At 65.8% G+C, this 16,545-nt stretch carries 16 protein-coding genes and 1 pseudogene; 15 read left to right on the top strand and 2 right to left on the bottom strand.

The window, feature by feature from the left end:
- Positions 1-4 precede the first annotated feature (4 nt).
- Entirely contained in the window at positions 5-301 is a 297-nt protein-coding gene (flgM, locus tag M0765_RS03860) for a flagellar biosynthesis anti-sigma factor FlgM (RefSeq protein ID WP_157615518.1), read from the bottom strand.
- An 82-nt stretch (positions 302-383) separates the two neighbouring features.
- The gene (gene flgA / locus M0765_RS03855; RefSeq protein WP_258502138.1) at positions 384-1,097 is read right to left on the bottom strand and encodes a flagellar basal body P-ring formation chaperone FlgA; all 714 of its coding nucleotides are present in this window, start codon (positions 1,095-1,097) and stop codon (positions 384-386) included.
- A gap of 165 nt (positions 1,098-1,262) precedes the next feature.
- Here flgA and flgB point away from each other — a divergent pair, with 165 nt between their 5' ends.
- The 15 genes and pseudogenes from flgB to M0765_RS03780 all read left to right on the top strand — a co-directional run bounded on the left by flgB (position 1,263) and on the right by M0765_RS03780 (position 16,524).
- Positions 1,263-1,667: a flagellar basal body rod protein FlgB gene (gene flgB / locus M0765_RS03850; protein ID WP_258502137.1), complete on the top strand. Its 405-nt coding sequence runs from the start codon at positions 1,263-1,265 to the stop codon at positions 1,665-1,667.
- Positions 1,668-1,705: 38 nt separating this feature from the next.
- Positions 1,706-2,105 (top strand): annotated as a pseudogene (flgC, locus tag M0765_RS03845) (flagellar basal body rod protein FlgC).
- 22 nt (positions 2,106-2,127) lie between these two features.
- Positions 2,128-2,814 carry a flagellar hook assembly protein FlgD gene (locus tag M0765_RS03840; RefSeq protein ID WP_258502136.1) on the top strand — a complete coding sequence of 229 codons (687 nt, stop codon included), beginning with the start codon at positions 2,128-2,130 and terminating at the stop codon, positions 2,812-2,814.
- An 89-nt stretch (positions 2,815-2,903) separates the two neighbouring features.
- Positions 2,904-4,118: a flagellar hook protein FlgE gene (gene flgE, locus M0765_RS03835; RefSeq protein WP_258502135.1), complete on the top strand. Its 1,215-nt coding sequence runs from the start codon at positions 2,904-2,906 to the stop codon at positions 4,116-4,118.
- A gap of 7 nt (positions 4,119-4,125) precedes the next feature.
- On the top strand, positions 4,126-4,875 hold the full coding sequence (locus tag M0765_RS03830; protein WP_258502134.1) for a flagellar basal body rod protein FlgF: 750 nt from the start codon (positions 4,126-4,128) through the stop codon (positions 4,873-4,875).
- 37 nt (positions 4,876-4,912) lie between these two features.
- Positions 4,913-5,695, top strand: coding sequence for a flagellar basal-body rod protein FlgG (gene flgG, locus M0765_RS03825; RefSeq protein WP_126746958.1), 783 nt, complete (start codon positions 4,913-4,915; stop codon positions 5,693-5,695).
- Complete coding sequence (locus M0765_RS03820) at positions 5,692-6,375, top strand: flagellar basal body L-ring protein FlgH (protein WP_258502132.1); 684 nt, start codon at positions 5,692-5,694, stop codon at positions 6,373-6,375. Before flgG ends, M0765_RS03820 begins: the two co-directional genes overlap by 4 nt.
- A gap of 4 nt (positions 6,376-6,379) precedes the next feature.
- Positions 6,380-7,495, top strand: coding sequence for a flagellar basal body P-ring protein FlgI (locus M0765_RS03815; RefSeq protein ID WP_446751535.1), 1,116 nt, complete (start codon positions 6,380-6,382; stop codon positions 7,493-7,495).
- Between the two features lie 8 nt (positions 7,496-7,503).
- Entirely contained in the window at positions 7,504-8,490 is a 987-nt protein-coding gene (gene flgJ / locus M0765_RS03810; RefSeq protein ID WP_258502131.1) for a flagellar assembly peptidoglycan hydrolase FlgJ, read from the top strand.
- 78 nt (positions 8,491-8,568) lie between these two features.
- The gene (locus M0765_RS03805; RefSeq protein ID WP_258508107.1) at positions 8,569-9,012 is read left to right on the top strand and encodes a chemotaxis protein CheW; all 444 of its coding nucleotides are present in this window, start codon (positions 8,569-8,571) and stop codon (positions 9,010-9,012) included.
- 25 nt (positions 9,013-9,037) lie between these two features.
- Positions 9,038-10,756 (top strand): methyl-accepting chemotaxis protein, encoded by a 1,719-nt coding sequence (locus tag M0765_RS03800; RefSeq protein ID WP_258502130.1) that lies wholly within the window; start codon positions 9,038-9,040, stop codon positions 10,754-10,756.
- A gap of 84 nt (positions 10,757-10,840) precedes the next feature.
- Positions 10,841-12,589 carry a methyl-accepting chemotaxis protein gene (locus M0765_RS03795; protein WP_258502129.1) on the top strand — a complete coding sequence of 583 codons (1,749 nt, stop codon included), beginning with the start codon at positions 10,841-10,843 and terminating at the stop codon, positions 12,587-12,589.
- A gap of 22 nt (positions 12,590-12,611) precedes the next feature.
- The gene (locus M0765_RS03790) at positions 12,612-13,127 is read left to right on the top strand and encodes a chemotaxis protein CheW (protein ID WP_258502128.1); all 516 of its coding nucleotides are present in this window, start codon (positions 12,612-12,614) and stop codon (positions 13,125-13,127) included.
- 35 nt (positions 13,128-13,162) lie between these two features.
- A complete protein-coding gene (locus M0765_RS03785; RefSeq protein WP_258502127.1) occupies positions 13,163-14,815 on the top strand; it encodes a methyl-accepting chemotaxis protein in 1,653 nt (550 codons plus the stop codon).
- A 50-nt stretch (positions 14,816-14,865) separates the two neighbouring features.
- Positions 14,866-16,524, top strand: a complete 1,659-nt coding sequence (locus M0765_RS03780) for a methyl-accepting chemotaxis protein (RefSeq protein ID WP_258502126.1) — start codon at positions 14,866-14,868, stop codon at positions 16,522-16,524.
- Positions 16,525-16,545: the final 21 nt, after the last annotated feature.

Below are 16,545 nucleotides of genomic sequence, written 5' to 3'. Positions count from 1 at the left end.
GTGCTCACAGCTTTCCGTTTTCGTGCAGCAGTTCGCGCACGCTGCTCAGCAGGCCGCGGGCGATCCGCTCGGGATGAATTTCATAGCGCCCGGCCCGGATGTCCTCGCGGATGGCCGCCACGCGCGCAGCGTCGAAGTCGGCGTTGGGCGCGTCGGGCAGCGAATGCACCTGGCCCGACGAGAGCTGCACCACGTCCTTGCCGCCCTGGACGGCCTCGGTGCCGCTGGCTGGCGATGACGATGCGCCCTTGCTGGTTCGGGTGAGCAGGGTGGCCGAAGGGGCGGATGGATCGATTTTCAAGATGGTTCCTCAAAGGGCTGCCTTGTGTATCGGCAGGTCGGGCCAAAACTTTAGGGCTTGGCGCATTGCGCGGTGAATTCGGCTACTGCGCCAGCCGGATCTGGCCTTCCTCGTCGGCCACGCCGCTGACCAGGCGGCCGTCCAGGGTCTTGGCCCGCACTGTGGAGCCCGCCCCGGCGCTGGTCATCGCCCGGGCTTCGGTACTGACACTGTAGCCCGGTCCCTCGGCAACGACCTTCACCGTCTGGCCCTGCTGGATCACGGCCACGCCGCGCACCAGTTCGCGCCGCAGCGGCGCCCCCGATGCAATGCGGTTGGCCGCCACCACGCCTTCGAGCTCCGCGGCGTCCGTGACGACGGAGCGGGGCAGGGCGGTGAGATCGCCGTTGCGCGCGGCAAAGTCGCCCGCGGCCAGGGCCTTTCCGGTTTCGATGTTCCGCAGCGCGACGAAGTAGCGCCCTTCGACCGCGACGTGGGCCAGCACGAAGCGGGTCCATGGCTTCTGGTCCGAATGGCAGCGCAGGCCGACCGACACGCGGCCCCAGGCCGCCGCGCCGCGAGGCAGAAAAGCCTCGAGCGCATCGCAGGGCGGCAGCGGGCCGGAGCCCGGAGCCTCCACGCGGATGCCGACCTTGCCCGGCAACCCGGCGGTCTGCGCCTGCAGCAACTTGTCCACGGCGGCGCGCGCGTCGCCTTCAAGTGGCGCCGCGGCAACGGATGTGGCCGCCGCAAATCCTGCCGCCAAGGCTGGCAGCACGATCTTCAGGAGGCGCTTGTGGGAGTGGGGTTTTTCCATCATGGGTGCCTGGCAATTCTAGGAAGACGCACCCGATCCGAAGATTCGAAGTGCACCCCAAATGCCCCTTTGTTCGGCCCATTGCGAAAGCAGTGCATGCATAGACTCGCTTTCCATCAGTCGCCATGCCCGCCAGGGACGCGATGCCACAAATGATGGAAACACATGATCGACAAGCTGGACGCGGCACTGCGCTTCAACCGCGAAGCACTCAATCTTCGGACACAGCGCCAGGAAGTGCTGGCCGCCAACATCGCACACGCGGACACGCCCAACTACAAGGCGCGTGACTTCGACTTCGCCAGCCGCCTCACGCAGGCGGTAGAGCAGGGGCGCGGAGGGCAGTCGGTGCAGATGGCCGCTACCTCGTCGCGCCACATCCAGGGCCAGGCCTCCTCGATGCCCGACCGCGACCTGCTGTACCGCGTGCCGAGCCAGCCCAGCATCGACGGCAACACCGTCGAGATGGATGCCGAGCGCATCAACTTCGCCGACAACGCGCTGCGCTACGAGACCAACCTCACGGTCGTCAGCGCCAAGATCAAGTCGCTGCTCGCCGCGGCGCAATAAGCACAGGAGAGCTACGCATGCCGCATCCCAGCGCATCCATGAACATCTTCAGCGTGGCGGGCTCCGCCATGTCCGCGCAGTCGCAGCGCATGAACGTGACCGCGAGCAACCTCGCCAACGCCGAAAGCGTGGCCGGTCCCGACGGCAAGCCCTACCGCGCCAAGCAGGTCGTGTTCGAAGTGGTCTTCCGCCTCCGGGCAGCAGGACATCGGCGGCGTCAAGGTCGCGCGCGTCGTTGAAGACGCCTCGCCGCTGAAGATGGTCTTCGACCCGAAGAACCCGCATGCGAACCCCGAAGGCTACGTGTCGATGCCCAACGTCAACGTGGTCGAGGAGATGACCAACATGATCTCCGCCTCGCGCAACTACCAGGCCAACGTCGAGGTGCTGAACACCGCCAAGACCCTCATGGTCAAGACGCTGAGCATCGGCCAGTAACCCGTACACCCACACACAAGCCATGGCCATTTCCGACACTTCCTCCATCTCCGGGCTCAACGCAGCCACCGCCGCATCCAGCGCGGGCAATACCTCCGAGGTGGACAGCGAACAGCGCTTCCTGAAGCTGCTGGTGACGCAGCTCAACAACCAGGACCCGCTCAACCCGATGGAGAACGCGGAGCTCACCTCCCAGCTCGCGCAGATGAGCACCGTGAGCGGCATCGAGCGGCTCAACACGGCGCTGAACGGCCTGGTCAACCAGACCGGTGCCAACCAGGTGCTGCAGGCGGCGTCTCTCATCGGCTACAACGTGCTGTCGCCCGGCAACACCATCGGCACCACCGAACCGAAGGCCGGCGAAGAGCCGGCGGCCGTGCCCTTTGCGGTGCAGCTGCCCGGCACGGCCGGCGAGGTCGAAGTGAAGATCGTCAATGCCGCCGGCCACACGGTGCGCACCATGTCGCTCGGCTCGATGACCGAAGGAGTCAACGCCGTGAGCTGGGACGGCAAGGCCGACGACGGCACCGTGGCAGCGCCCGGTTCGTACACCTTCACGGTTTCGGCCAGCAACAACGGCACCGACGTGAAAGCCACCTCGCTGGTCTTCTCGCAAGTGGCGGCAGTCAAGCAAGGCGCCGACGGCATCACCCTCGAGCTGATGTCGGGCAACAGCATCGGCCTGGCCGATGTGCGCATGTTCCTCTGAGTACCTCCCGCATGTGTTTTTCATTGGCAGCGGCCTTGGCGCCGCGAGCCGCTTCCATTTTTTCCTCGCACTGAAACAAGGATTCGATCATGGGCTTTTCCCAAGGTATCAGCGGCTTGTCCGCAGCCGCCGCCAACCTGGACGTCATCGGCAACAACATCGCCAACTCCAACACCGTCGGCTTCAAATCGGGCGCGGCAACGTTCCAGGACGTGTATGCGGGCTCGCGCGTCGGCCTCGGCGTTGCGGTGTCGGGCATCGTGCAGAACTTCACCCAGGGCTCGGTGCAAACCAGCAGCCGGCCGCTGGACATCGCCATCCTCAACGGCGACGGCTTCTTCCGGCTCAGCAGCCCGAGCGGCGAGGTGATGTATTCGCGCAATGGCCAGTTCACGCGCGACAAGGACGGCTTCATCGTCAATGCCGCCGGCCTGCGCCTCACCGGCTATGGCGTTTCCGCCACGGGCGGCCTCGACGGCGGCACGCCGGGCCCGCTGCAGGTTCAGACCACCGCCATGAACCCGAAGGCCACCACCGCCATCGAAGCCCGCTTCAACCTGGACATGCGCGGCACGGTGCCCACCAAGACGCCGTTCTCTCCCACCGATTCGGACACCTTCAACTATTCGAACGCGCTCGGACCGATCTTCGATTCGCTCGGCAGCCCGCATGAGCTCGGCGTCTTCTTCGTGAAAACCGGCGCCAATGCCTGGAACGTGTACGGCGCGGCCGACGGCGCCGCGCTCAACGGCGGCGCGCCGATCTCCACGATGACCTTCGACGGCAACGGCAACCTGCTCACGCCGGCGGGCGGCTCGATCACCCTGCCGACGATGAACTTCGGCAACGGCTCGGTGGCGCTCAATGCCACGGTGGACCTGTCGGGCACCACGCAGTTCGGCAACGCCAACGAAATCAACGCGCTCAAGCAGGACGGCTACACCTCCGGCACGCTGACCTCGTTCTCCATCAACCCCGACGGCACCATCACCGGCAAGTTCTCCAACGAACAGACCACGCTGATGGGGCAGGTCGTGCTGACCTCGTTCGCCAACCCCAACGGCCTGGAGCCCAAGGGCGAGAACGTCTGGGCCGAAACGCTGGCCTCGGGCCAGCCGCTCACCGGCACGCCGGGTGCGGGCACCAAGCAGGGTTCGCTTGCTTCGGGCGCGCTCGAGGCCTCCAACGTCGACCTGACCTCCGAGCTCGTCAACCTCATCGTCGCGCAGCGCAGCTACCAGGCCAACGCGCAGACGGTGAAGACGCAGGACCAGGTCGTCCAGACGCTGATCAACATCCGCTGAGTAGCTTATGGACCGCATGCTGTATGTCGCGATGAGCGGCGCCAAGCAGGCGATGGAGCAGCAAGCCTCCGTCGCCAACAACATGGCGAACGCCTCCACGCCCGGATTCCGCGCGCAGATCAACAGCTTTCGCGCAGTGCCCGTGACCGACGGCGGCCCGGAAGCGTCGACGCGCTCCTACGTGGTGGCCACCACGCCGGGTGCCGACTTCAGCCATGGTCCGCTGACCGAAACCGGCCGCGCACTCGATGTGGCGGTGCACGGCGACGGCTGGCTCGTGGTGCAGACGCCTGACGGCGGCGAAGCCTACACCCGCGTGGGCAACCTGCAGGTGAACGCCGAAGGCCAGCTCACCACCATGGGCGGGCGCGCAGTGCTCGGCGATGCCGGCGCACTCGTGGTGCCGCCCGGCTCCGCCGTATCCATTGCCGCCAACGGCCTGGTTACGGCGCGCGGCGCCGGCGATCCGGCCATCGGCATTGCCGAAGTGGGCCGGCTGAAGCTGGTCAACCCGCCTACGGTCGATCTGGTGCGCGGCGCCGACGGCCTGTTTCGCATGCGCGAGGGCCTGCCGCCCGCCGAAGCCGATGCCGCCGTCACGGTGACCACCGGTGCCGTCGAAGGCAGCAACGTCAACGGCGTCGAGGCCATGGTGGCCATGATCGCCAACGCCCGCAGCTTCGAAATGCAGATGAAGTCGATGCGCACCGCGGACGACAACGCGCAGTCGGCCAACAAGCTGCTGGCGTACGGCTGAAGCCTGCGCCCTACATAACTCCCAAGGAATTTTCACCATGATGCGCTCGCTCTACATCGCCAAGACCGGTCTCGATGCACAACAGACCCAACTCGACGTGGTGTCGAACAACCTCGCCAACGTCGGCACCACGGGCTTCAAGCGAAGCCGTGCCGTGTTCGAGGACCTGATGTACCAGAACCTGCGCCAGGTCGGCGGCCAGACTTCGGACCAGACCCGCCTGCCTTCGGGCTTGCAGGTGGGCACCGGCGTGCATGTGGTCGCCACCGAGCGCATCCACTCGCAGGGCAACCTCACCAAGACCGACAAGCCCACGGACGTTGCCATCAACGGCGGCGGCTTCTTCCAGGTGCTGATGCCCGATGGCACCACCTCGTACACGCGCGACGGTTCCTTCCAGACCGACCGCGACGGCCAGCTGGTCACGGCCAGCGGCTTTCCGGTGCAGCCGGCCATCACGCTGCCTGCCAATGCCACCAGCCTCACGGTGGGCCGCGACGGCATCGTGTCGATCACGCAGGCCGGCTCCACCAACACGGTGCAGGTCGGCCAACTGCAGCTGGCCACGTTCCTGAACCCGGCCGGCCTGCAGAGCAAGGGCGAGAACCTCTATGCCGAAACCGACGCATCGGGCGCACCCAACCAGGTGAACCCCGGCATCGACGGCGCCGGCATCCTGAGCCAGGGCTATGTGGAGGCGTCGAACGTCAACGTGGTGGAAGAGCTCGTGAACATGATTGCCACCCAGCGCGCCTACGAGATCAACAGCAAGGCGGTCCAGACCTCGGACCAGATGCTGCAGCGCCTCGCCCAGTTATGACCCGCCTCAACCTGCGCCTGGCGCTGTCGGTTGCCGCCGTGCTGGCCTCGGGCTGCGCGCAGGTTCCGCGGGAGCCGCTGGTGCACCAGCCGATGACGGCGCGGGCCGAGAACATGGCTTCTGCGCCGCGGCGCGCGAACGGCGCGATCTTCCAGGAGGGCCCCGGCGGCAGCGCGCTGTTCGAAGACCGCAGGCCGCGCAACGTGGGCGACATCCTGACCATCGTCATCAGCGAACGGGTCAACGCCAGCAAGAACTCCGGCGCAACCGCGAGCCGCACCGGCAGCCTGGCCGCCGACTTTGCCGGCGGCATTCCCAAGCTGCTGGGTTCGCTGCTCGACGGGCAGGACGCCAAGCTGTCCGGCGGCAACAAGCTCGATGCCAAGGGCGGCGCCAACGCCAACAACACCTTCAACGGCGTGATCACGGTCACCGTGGTGGACGTGATGCGCAACGGCAACTTGCTGGTCAGCGGCGAGAAGCAGATGGGCATCAACCAGGGCACCGAATACATCCGGTTCTCGGGCGTGGTGAATCCGCGCACGGTCTCGGGCAACAACACCGTGCCGTCCACCCTGGTGGCCGACGCACGCATCGAATACACGGCCAAGGGCTACATCGACGAAGCGCAGCACATGGGTTGGATGCAGCGCATCTTCCTCAACGTGATGCCGTTCTAGCACCATGAAAAACATCTGCAATACCGTGCGCCGTATCGGCCTGCTGGCGCTGTGCGCCATGGCCCTGCATTCACCTGCCCAAGCGGAACGGCTGAAAGAACTGGCAAGCATCCAGGGCGTGCGGGACAACCCGCTGATCGGCTACGGCCTGATGGTGGGGCTCGACGGTACCGGCGACCAGACCATGCAGACGCCGTTCACCACGCAAAGCCTGAACAACATGCTGCAGCAGCTCGGCATCACGATTCCGCAGGGCGTGAACATGCAGCTGAAGAACGTGGCGGCGGTGATGGTCACGGCCACGCTGCCTTCGTTCGCGCGCCCCGGCCAGAACATCGACGTGACGGTGTCGTCGATGGGCAATGCCAAGAGCCTGCGCGGCGGCACGCTGCTCATGACGCCGCTCAAGGGTGTCGACGGGCAGGTGTATGCCATTGCGCAGGGCAACATGGTGGTCGGCGGCGCGGGCGCATCGGCCAACGGCAGCAAGGCCCAGATCAACCAACTCAGCTCGGGCCGCATTCCGGGCGGCGCGCTGGTCGAGCGCGGCGTCGAGGCGCCGGTGGGCGGCGAAGGCACGTTCTCGCTCGAACTCAACCGGTCCGATTTCGGTACGGTGCAGCGCGCGGTCGATGCCATCAACCGGCAGTTCGGTCCCGGCACCGCGCAGGCACTCGATGCCCGCGTCATCCATGTGCAGGCCCCCGCGCCGCAGGAGCGCGTCGGCTTCCTCGCGCAGCTCGAAAGCCTGGAGGTCACGCCCACTCAGGCTGTGGCGCGCGTGGTGGTCAACGCACGCACCGGCTCCGTGGTCATGAACCAGGCGGTTCGCGTGAACGACTGCGCAGTGGCGCACGGCAACCTCTCGGTGGTCATCAACACCGAACCGGTGGTGAGCCAGCCCAACGCCTTCGCAGGCGGGCAGACCGTGGTCGGGCAAACCTCGCAGATCTCGATCAACCAGGGCGGCGGTGCATTGCAGATGGTGCGCGGCGGCGCCTCGCTGGCCGACGTGATCAAGGGCCTGAACAGCCTGGGCGCGAATCCGCAAGACCTGGTGTCCATCCTGCAGGCCATGAAATCCGCCGGCGCGCTGCGCGCCGAGCTCGAGATCATCTGAGCACCGGCATGGCAATCACGGAAAGCAGAAGCGGCGCGCTGGACCAGCGCCTTGCACTCGACGTACAGAGCGTCGATGCATTGCGCCACACCGTTCGCACCTCGCCTGAAGAAGGCCTGAAGCAGGTGTCGCGGCAGTTCGAGGCGCTGTTCATGAACATGGTGCTCAAGAGCATGCGCGAGGCCACGCCTTCGAGCGGCCTGCTCGAGAACCGCGACGAGAAGGTCTACCTCTCGATGCTCGACCAGCAGCTGGCGCAGAACCTCTCGGGCCGCGGCGTCGGCCTGGCCGAAGCCATGCTCGCGCAACTCAGCCGCGCCTCCGCGTCGGGCGGTGAATCGGAAGGCGGCATGGAGGCCATGCCTCTCGCGCCTCGCGCCGGTGGTTTTGCGCTCACGCCGCAGTCGGGCATTCCCGTTGGCTCGGCGCCGTCTTCACCGGTGCCGGCACGGGCGCCGGCCGCATCGGTCGACCTGAGCATCTACCAGCGCAACAGCGAGCGTCCGGCCACGGCCACGGCCACGGCCGCCGTCGCATCGCTGCAAGGCAATGTCGACAGTTTCGTGCAGCGCATGGGCGGCTCCGCGCAGGTGGCCAGCGCCGCCAGCGGCGTGCCCGCGCCGCTCATCCTTGCGCAGGCCGCGCTGGAGTCGGGCTGGGGCAAGCGGGAGATCCGCGCCGACGACGGCACGCAGAGCTTCAACCTGTTCGGCATCAAGGCCGACCGCAGCTGGAAGGGCCCGGTGGTGGAAACCACCACCACCGAATACGTGGACGGCGAACCGCAGCGCATGCGCGCCAAGTTCAGGGCCTACGCCTCGTACGACGAAGCCTTTACCGACTACGCCAAGTTCATCACGCGCAATCCGCGCTACGCCAACGTGCTGGCGGCCGACACGCCGGCAGAAGCCGCGCACGGCCTGCAGAAGGCCGGCTACGCAACCGATCCCCAGTACGGGCAGAAGCTCGTTCGCATCATGCAGAAGTTCAGCTGAAGGAATTTATATGACAGAGATCATGACCGCCCCCCACAAAACCACCGCGGCGCGGCGGCGTCCGCCGTTTCGAGCCGGCTGGAGGTCGTGACCTTCACGCTGGGCCAGGAAGAGTACGGAATCGACATCCAGAAGGTGCAGGAGCTGCGCGGCTACGACGCGGTGACGCGCATTGCCAATGCGCCCGAATACATCAAGGGCGTGGTGAACCTGCGCGGAATCATCGTGCCGATCATCGACATGCGCATCAAGTTCCAGCTGGGCGCGCCGACGTACGACCAGTTCACGGTGGTGATCGTGCTGAACATCGGCGGCCGTGTGGTGGGCATGGTGGTGGACAGCGTGTCGGACGTGATCACGCTGAGCGCAGAGCAGATCAAGCCCGCGCCGGAGATGGGTGCCGTGCTGGACACGGACTACCTGATCGGGCTGGGCACGCTGGACGAGCGGATGCTGATCCTGGTGGACATCGACAAGCTGATGTCCAGCGACGAGATGGGCCTGATCGAAAAAGTCATCTGACGTTGACGCACACGGAGCAACCGAAATGAAGAACCTGAAAATCGGCACGCGGCTTGGCATTGGTTTTGCGCTGGTGCTGGCGCTCATGGCGTGCATCGCAGGCATCGGTGTGTTCCGTTTGCAAGGCGTGGGCCACGCAGTGCAGGAGATGGTGCAGCGCTCGCTCGTAAAAGAGCGGCTGGCCGCCAACTGGCTGCTGAACACCAGCAGCAACAGCGTGCGCACCTTCGCACTGGTCAAGAGCAACGATGCGCAAGTGCAGGAGTACCTGCAAAAGCACATGAGCAAGACCAGCGCGAGCATTTCCGAGACGCAGTCGAAGCTGGAGGCCATGCTCGACTCGCCCGAAGAGCAGGCGATCAGCGCCGACATCAAGGAAAAGCGCACCCAGTACGTGGGCCTGCGCAACACCATTCTCAAGCTCAAGGCCGATGGCAAGCAGGACGAGGCGGCCCAGCTCACCAACGACAAGCTGGTGCCGATGCTCGACGTGTACGACGCGAGCATCCGCAGCATGCTGACGCACCAGGCCGAGCGGATCGACAAGGCGGCGGAGGCCGTGGAAGGCCTGAACCACGCGGGCCGCGCCAACGTGATCGTGCTGGCCGTGGTTGCGCTGCTGCTCGGCGCCGTGCTGGCATGGCTCCTGACCCGCAGCATCACGCGGCCGTTGAACGAGGCGGTGCGCGTGGCGCAAACCGTGGCGGACGGCGACCTCACGAGCCACATCGAATCGTCGTCCACCGACGAGACGGGCCTCTTGATGCAGGCGCTGAAGAACATGAACACGAGCCTGGCCAACGTGGTCGGCGGCGTGCGCACCGGCACCGACGCCATCGCCACCGCCTCGGGCCAGATTGCCGCGGGCAACCAGGATTTGTCTTCCCGCACCGAAGAGCAGGCCAGCTCGCTCGAAGAGACCGCTGCCTCGATGGAAGAACTCACCAGCACCGTCAAGCAGAACGCGGACAACGCTCGCCAGGCCAACCAGCTGGCCCTCTCGGCCTCCGAAGTGGCCATCAAGGGCGGCAACGTGGTGGGCCAGGTGGTCGACACCATGGCCTCGATCAATGCCTCGTCCAAGAAGATCGTCGACATCATCGGCGTGATCGACGGCATTGCCTTCCAGACCAACATCCTGGCGCTCAACGCGGCAGTCGAAGCCGCGCGCGCCGGCGAACAGGGCAGGGGCTTTGCCGTGGTCGCATCCGAAGTCAGGAGCCTGGCGCAACGCTCGGCCGCCGCCGCCAAGGAAATCAAGGGCCTGATCGACGACTCCGTGGGCAAGGTCGACGTGGGCAGCGCCCTCGTGGGAGAAGCCGGCAAGACGATGGAAGAGATCGTGAGCGGCGTCAAGCGGGTGGCGGACATCATCGGCGAGATCACGGCAGCCAGCCAGGAGCAGAGCACCGGCATCGAGCAGGTCAACCAGGCCATTGCGCAAATGGACCAGGTGACGCAGCAGAACGCGGCGCTGGTCGAAGAAGCGGCGGCTGCCGCCCAATCAATGCAGGAGCAAGCCGCCAGCCTCGTGGAGGCGGTGAGCGTGTTCAGGCTGGAACCCGGAGCGCAGCCGCAGCGCAGGGAGTTGGCGTTTGCCGCGCCGGCAGCGCGAACGGTGTTCGGGCCTCTCAAGGCCGTTCCCAAGGTTCAGCGGCCGGCTCTGGGCGGAAAAACCGAGGCTGCCGCACCCCGGCAACTGGCCACGGCCGGCACGGCGGGTGGCGACTGGACAGAATTTTGAACTAATGGCCTCAAGTCTTGCGCGCATCTGCCGATAAACCTATCGGTAGCACCGCACAAAAGACATCCACCCTAGGAAGAGACTATGTTCAACCGTTTGAATTCCCGCGGCCTTCGCATCGGCCAGAAGCTCGGGCTGTTCACGGCCAGCGCCATCATGGGCGTGGCGGCCCTGACAGCCCTTTTCCTGATTTCGGAGCGCAAGCTCATCATGGAAGAGCGGCAAGCCAGCGTCCGCCAGGTGGTGGAAAGCGCCCATGGCCTGCTGGCCCATTACCACGGCCTCGTGGCCAAGGGCACGCTGACCGAGCCGCAGGCGAAGGAACAGGCCATGCAGGCGATTCGCGGCCTGCGCTACAGCGGCAGCGAGTATTTCTGGATCAACGACATGCAGCCGCGCATGGTGATGCACCCCATCAGCCCGGCGCTCGAGAACAAGGATCTCTCTTCCAACAAGGACGCCACCGGCAAGCGGCTGTTCGTCTCTTTCGTCGAGACCGTCAAGGCCAACGGCGCGGGCTTCGTTCCCTATCTCTGGGCCAAGCCGGGCAGCGACAAGCCGGTGCCCAAGGTCTCCTACGTGAAGGGCTTCGAACCCTGGGGCTGGATCATCGGCTCGGGTGTCTATGTGGACACGGTGCAGACCACGATCATGGGCCGGATCATCACCCTGTCGATTGGTGCGGCGGTGCTTGCCGCAGGGCTGCTGGCCCTCGGCTGGGCAATCTCGCGCGGCCTGCTGAAGCAGCTCGGCGGAGAACCCGCGGACGCGACCGCCATTGCGCACCGCATCGCCGACGGCGACCTGGCGGTTCGTATCGAGCTGAAGCGCGGCGACCAGGCCAGCCTGCTGCATGCGATCCAGGGCATGCGCGACAGCCTCGCCAAGGTGGTGGGCGAAGTGCGCACAGGCACCGACGCCATCGCCACGGCCTCGGGCCAGATCGCCGCAGGCAACCAGGATTTGTCTTCGCGCACCGAAGAGCAGGCCAGCTCGCTCGAAGAGACGGCTGCGTCGATGGAAGAGCTCACCAGCACGGTGAAGCAGAACGCCGACAACGCCCGCCAAGCCAATCAACTCGCGCTCTCGGCCTCCGAAGTGGCCGTGCGCGGCGGCGGCGTGGTCAGCCAGGTGGTGGACACCATGGGCTCCATCAACACCTCGTCCAAGAAGATCGTCGACATCATCGGCGTGATCGACGGTATTGCGTTCCAGACCAACATCCTCGCGCTCAATGCGGCCGTGGAAGCCGCTCGTGCCGGTGAACAGGGCCGCGGCTTCGCAGTCGTCGCTTCCGAGGTGCGCAACCTCGCCCAGCGCTCTGGCGCGGCCGCCAAGGAAATCAAGGGCCTGATCGACGACTCCGTCGGCAAGGTCGAAGCCGGCAGCCGCCAGGTGGCCGAAGCGGGCCGCACGATGGACGAAATCGTGGACAGCGTCAAGCGCGTGACCGACATCATGGGCGAGATCACGGCTGCGAGCCAGGAGCAGAGCACCGGCATCGAGCAGGTGAACCAGGCCATTGCGCAGATGGACCAGGTCACGCAGCAGAACGCAGCCTTGGTCGAAGAAGCAGCGGCCGCAGCCCAGTCGATGCAGGAGCAGGCCGCCAGCCTGGTGGAAGCGGTGAGCGTGTTCAAGCTCGAAGGCGGCCAGGCCTCTGCCGCACCGGCGAATGCACAGCTCGCCTCTGCCGCGACCAAGGCGGCGCGCCCCTCCGAACCCTCTTCGAAGCCCCGGCGCGCGGTGCCGGCCAAGAAGACCCAACAAGCACCTTCGTCTCCGCAGCTGGCCATGGCCGGCGCTGCCGGCGGCGACTGGACAGAGTTTTAAGCCAACAGCCACAGGTTTCCCGATGAGCGCAACCCCAACCCAACAAACCGCGGACATCCGCAACGCCGCACCGTCCCGTGCCGGCCGGCCCCTGGAGTTTCTCTCCTTCACGCTGGGCCAGGAAGAGTACGGAATCGACATCCAGAAGGTGCAGGAGCTGCGCGGCTACGACGCGGTGACGCGCATTGCCAATGCGCCCGAATACATCAAGGGCGTGGTGAACCTGCGCGGAATCATCGTGCCGATCATCGACATGCGCATCAAGTTCCAGCTGGGCGCGCCGACGTACGACCAGTTCACGGTGGTGATCGTGCTGAACATCGGCGGCCGTGTGGTGGGCATGGTGGTGGACAGCGTGTCGGACGTGATCACGCTGAGCGCAGAGCAGATCAAGCCCGCGCCGGAGATGGGTGCCGTGCTGGACACGGACTACCTGATCGGGCTGGGCACGCTGGACGAGCGGATGCTGATCCTGGTGGACATCGACAAGCTGATGTCCAGCGACGAGATGGGCCTGGTCGAGAAGATCGCCGCCTGATTTCGCCGCGTTAGAGAGATAGAGAGAAGAAGTTCATGCAAGCGTTCTACAACCTCAGGATTGCGACCAAGCTGCTCGTGTCTTTTGTGGCTGTCCTGGCGTTGACCGCGGTGCTCGGCGTCGTGTCGGTGCTGCAGCTTTCCAAGGTCAACCAGATGTCGACCGACATCGCTACCAACTGGATGCCGTCGGCCCAGTCGCTGCTCGAGATGAGGGGGCTGATGGCTCGCTACCGCTCCGAGGAAATGCAGCATCTGCTGTCGACGTCTCCCGAAGACACGGCGCGCTACGAGAAGTCGATGGCCGCGCTCTGGGAGGCACTGGGCAAGGCGCGGGCGCGCTACGAGGCGCTCATGTCCGAGCCCGAAGAAAAGAAGATCTACCCGGAATACGTGAAGACGCTGGGCCTGTATGCGCGCGAGCACGACAAGGTGATGGAGCTCTCCCGCGCGCAGCAGAAGGACCAGGCCGTCGCCCTCATTCGCGCGGATGCGTCGCGCCTGAATCACCAGCTGACCGAGATGGTCGACCGGCTCGTCGCCCTTAATGTCGAGGGTGGCCAGCAGGCCAGCGCCAATGGCGATGCCCTCTATGCGCGGGCGCGGCTGTGGATCGTGGCGCTGTTGCTGGGCAGCATCGGGCTGGGCTTTGTGCTGGCGCTGTGCGTCGCGCGCATCGTGGCGCGGCCACTGGCCGAGGCCGTGGAAGTTGCGCAGTCGGTTGCCGCGGGCGACTTGACGAGGCGCATCGAAGTCCAGAGCCGCGACGAGACGGGACAGCTGATGCAAGCCCTCAAGAGCATGAACACGAGCCTTGCGAATGTGGTCAGCGGCGTGCGCACCGGCACCGACGCCATTGCCACGGCCTCGGGCCAGATTGCCGCAGGCAACCAGGACTTGTCTTCGCGCACCGAAGAGCAGGCCAGCTCGCTCGAAGAGACGGCCGCCTCGATGGAAGAGCTCACCAGCACCGTCAAGCAGAACGCCGACAACGCCCGCCAGGCCAATCAGCTCGCCCTTTCGGCCTCCGAAGTGGCCGTGCGCGGCGGCGGGGTGGTCAGCCAGGTGGTGGACACCATGGGCTCCATCAATACATCGTCCAAGAAGATCGTCGACATCATCGGCGTGATCGACGGCATCGCGTTCCAGACCAACATCCTCGCGCTCAATGCAGCCGTGGAAGCCGCCCGTGCCGGTGAACAGGGCCGCGGCTTTGCCGTGGTGGCGTCCGAAGTGCGCAACCTCGCACAACGCTCTGGCGCCGCCGCCAAGGAAATCAAGGGCCTGATCGACGACTCCGTCGGCAAGGTCGAAGCGGGCAGCCGCCAGGTGGCCGAAGCGGGCCGCACGATGGACGAAATCGTGGACAGCGTCAAGCGCGTGACCGACATCATGGGCGAGATCACCGCGGCGAGCCAGGAGCAGAGCACCGGCATCGAGCAGGTGAACCAGGCCATTGCGCAGATGGACCAGGTGACCCAGCAGAACGCGGCGCTGGTGGAAGAAGCAGCCGCTGCAGCGCAGTCGATGCAGGAGCAGGCCGCCAGCCTGGTGGAAGCGGTGAGCGTTTTCAAGCTGGACCCGCTGCAACAGGCCGCGCCTGCCTCCCGCCAAACGGGCCCCACTTACACAAGCGCACCGCGGGTGGCGTCCGGCGCGCACAACGGCATGAGGCTGGTCGAAGCGTAGGCCTTTCAGGGCATTTCGATCGCCTGTCCATTTCACTTCATCACCCCACCATGAACTTCCTCTCCAACATGCGCATCGGAACGCGCCTGGCCATCGGCTTTGGCCTGGTCCTCGTCCTGACGCTGGTCTCGGCCGCCTTTGCGCTGATCACCGCACGCAGCAATGCCGAAGCCACCCGCCAGATGATGCAGAGCCCGCTCGCGAAAGAGCGGCTCATCTCCGACTGGTACGTGCTGACCTACTCGGCCATTGCGCGCACCGCGATGATCGCCAGGAGCACCGACGAATCGCTGCCCGTCACCTTTGCCGACGTCATCTCCGACAGCGTGAAGAAGGGCGGGGAAACCATGGCCAAGGTCGAGGCCCTGCTCGTTACCGACCTGGAGAAGTCGACCTTCAAGAACATCGTCGAGCTGCGCGCCAAGTACCAGGCCGCCAAGGACGCCGTGCAGAAGGCCAAGACCGGCGGCAACCCCGCGGAAGCCGAAGCGGCCTTCAAGAACACGTTCATGCCGGCCGCCAAGGCTTATGAAACGCGCGTGCTTGAACTGCTGGCGCTCGAGCGCAAGGCCATCGACGATATGAGCCACGCGATCGACGAGGCGAATGCGCGCAGCTTCAACCTCCGCATCTTCTTGACCGCGCTCACGCTGGTGTTGGGCGCGCTTTGCGCATTCCTGATCGCCCGCAGCGTCACGCGGCCTCTGGGCCATGCGGTCAAGGTCGCGGAAACCGTGGCAAGCGGCGACCTCAGCTCGACCATTGAAACCGGCTCGCGCGACGAGACCGGCCAGCTGATGAATGCGCTGAAGCACATGAACGAGAGCCTTGCCAAGGTGGTGGGCGAAGTGCGCACGGGCACCGACGCCATTGCGACCGCCTCGGGCCAGATCGCCGCAGGCAACCAGGATTTGTCTTCGCGCACCGAAGAGCAGGCCAGCTCGCTCGAAGAGACGGCTGCGTCGATGGAAGAGCTCACCAGCACTGTCAAGCAGAACGCCGACAACGCCCGCCAGGCCAACCAGCTCGCGCTCTCGGCCTCCGAGGTTGCGGTCAAGGGTGGCGGCGTGGTCAATCAGGTGGTCGACACCATGGCATCGATCAATGCTTCGTCCAAGAAGATCGTCGACATCATCGGCGTGATCGACGGCATCGCGTTCCAGACCAACATCCTGGCGCTCAATGCGGCCGTGGAAGCGGCACGTGCCGGTGAACAAGGCAGAGGCTTCGCGGTCGTCGCTTCCGAGGTGCGCAACCTCGCACAACGCTCGGGCGCCGCCGCCAAGGAAATCAAAGGCCTGATCGACGACTCCGTCGGCAAGGTCGAAGCCGGCAGCCGCCAGGTGGCCGAAGCGGGCCGCACGATGGACGAGATCGTGGACAGCGTCAAGCGCGTGACCGACATCATGGGCGAGATCACCGCGGCGAGCCAGGAGCAGAGCACCGGCATCGAACAGGTGAACCAGGCCATCGCGCAGATGGACCAGGTGACCCAGCAGAACGCGGCGCTGGTGGAAGAAGCAGCCGCCGCAGCCCAGTCGATGCAGGAGCAGGCCGCCAGCCTGGTGGAAGCCGTGAGCGTGTTCAAGCTGGACAGCAACGCCGCAACCCGCCCGCTCGCACAAGTGCACGCCAAGCTGCAGCCGGCGCTGCCATCGCGCAGGGCCATGCCCGCGCTGGCTACCGCCGGTGGCTGGGAGGCTTCCTGACCGCCGCGGTTCCGCGCACTG

It is taken from the genome of Variovorax sp. S12S4 (genome assembly GCF_023195515.1).
Classification (GTDB): domain Bacteria; phylum Pseudomonadota; class Gammaproteobacteria; order Burkholderiales; family Burkholderiaceae_C; genus Variovorax.
The sequence above is the reverse complement of the archived record's forward strand: the minus strand, read 5'-3'. Positions and strand labels throughout refer to the sequence as shown.

Coding starts and splice junctions, on each gene's coding strand:
- flgA (WP_258502138.1), bottom strand. CDS start 1,097: ATGGAAAAACCCCACTCCCACAAGCGCCTCCTGAAGATCGTGCTGCCA.
- flgB (WP_258502137.1), top strand. CDS start 1,263: ATGATCGACAAGCTGGACGCGGCACTGCGCTTCAACCGCGAAGCACTC.
- M0765_RS03840 (WP_258502136.1), top strand. CDS start 2,128: ATGGCCATTTCCGACACTTCCTCCATCTCCGGGCTCAACGCAGCCACC.
- flgE (WP_258502135.1), top strand. CDS start 2,904: ATGGGCTTTTCCCAAGGTATCAGCGGCTTGTCCGCAGCCGCCGCCAAC.
- M0765_RS03830 (WP_258502134.1), top strand. CDS start 4,126: ATGGACCGCATGCTGTATGTCGCGATGAGCGGCGCCAAGCAGGCGATG.
- flgG (WP_126746958.1), top strand. CDS start 4,913: ATGATGCGCTCGCTCTACATCGCCAAGACCGGTCTCGATGCACAACAG.
- M0765_RS03820 (WP_258502132.1), top strand. CDS start 5,692: ATGACCCGCCTCAACCTGCGCCTGGCGCTGTCGGTTGCCGCCGTGCTG.
- M0765_RS03815 (WP_446751535.1), top strand. CDS start 6,380: ATGAAAAACATCTGCAATACCGTGCGCCGTATCGGCCTGCTGGCGCTG.
- flgJ (WP_258502131.1), top strand. CDS start 7,504: ATGGCAATCACGGAAAGCAGAAGCGGCGCGCTGGACCAGCGCCTTGCA.
- M0765_RS03800 (WP_258502130.1), top strand. CDS start 9,038: ATGAAGAACCTGAAAATCGGCACGCGGCTTGGCATTGGTTTTGCGCTG.
- M0765_RS03795 (WP_258502129.1), top strand. CDS start 10,841: ATGTTCAACCGTTTGAATTCCCGCGGCCTTCGCATCGGCCAGAAGCTC.
- M0765_RS03790 (WP_258502128.1), top strand. CDS start 12,612: ATGAGCGCAACCCCAACCCAACAAACCGCGGACATCCGCAACGCCGCA.
- M0765_RS03785 (WP_258502127.1), top strand. CDS start 13,163: ATGCAAGCGTTCTACAACCTCAGGATTGCGACCAAGCTGCTCGTGTCT.
- M0765_RS03780 (WP_258502126.1), top strand. CDS start 14,866: ATGAACTTCCTCTCCAACATGCGCATCGGAACGCGCCTGGCCATCGGC.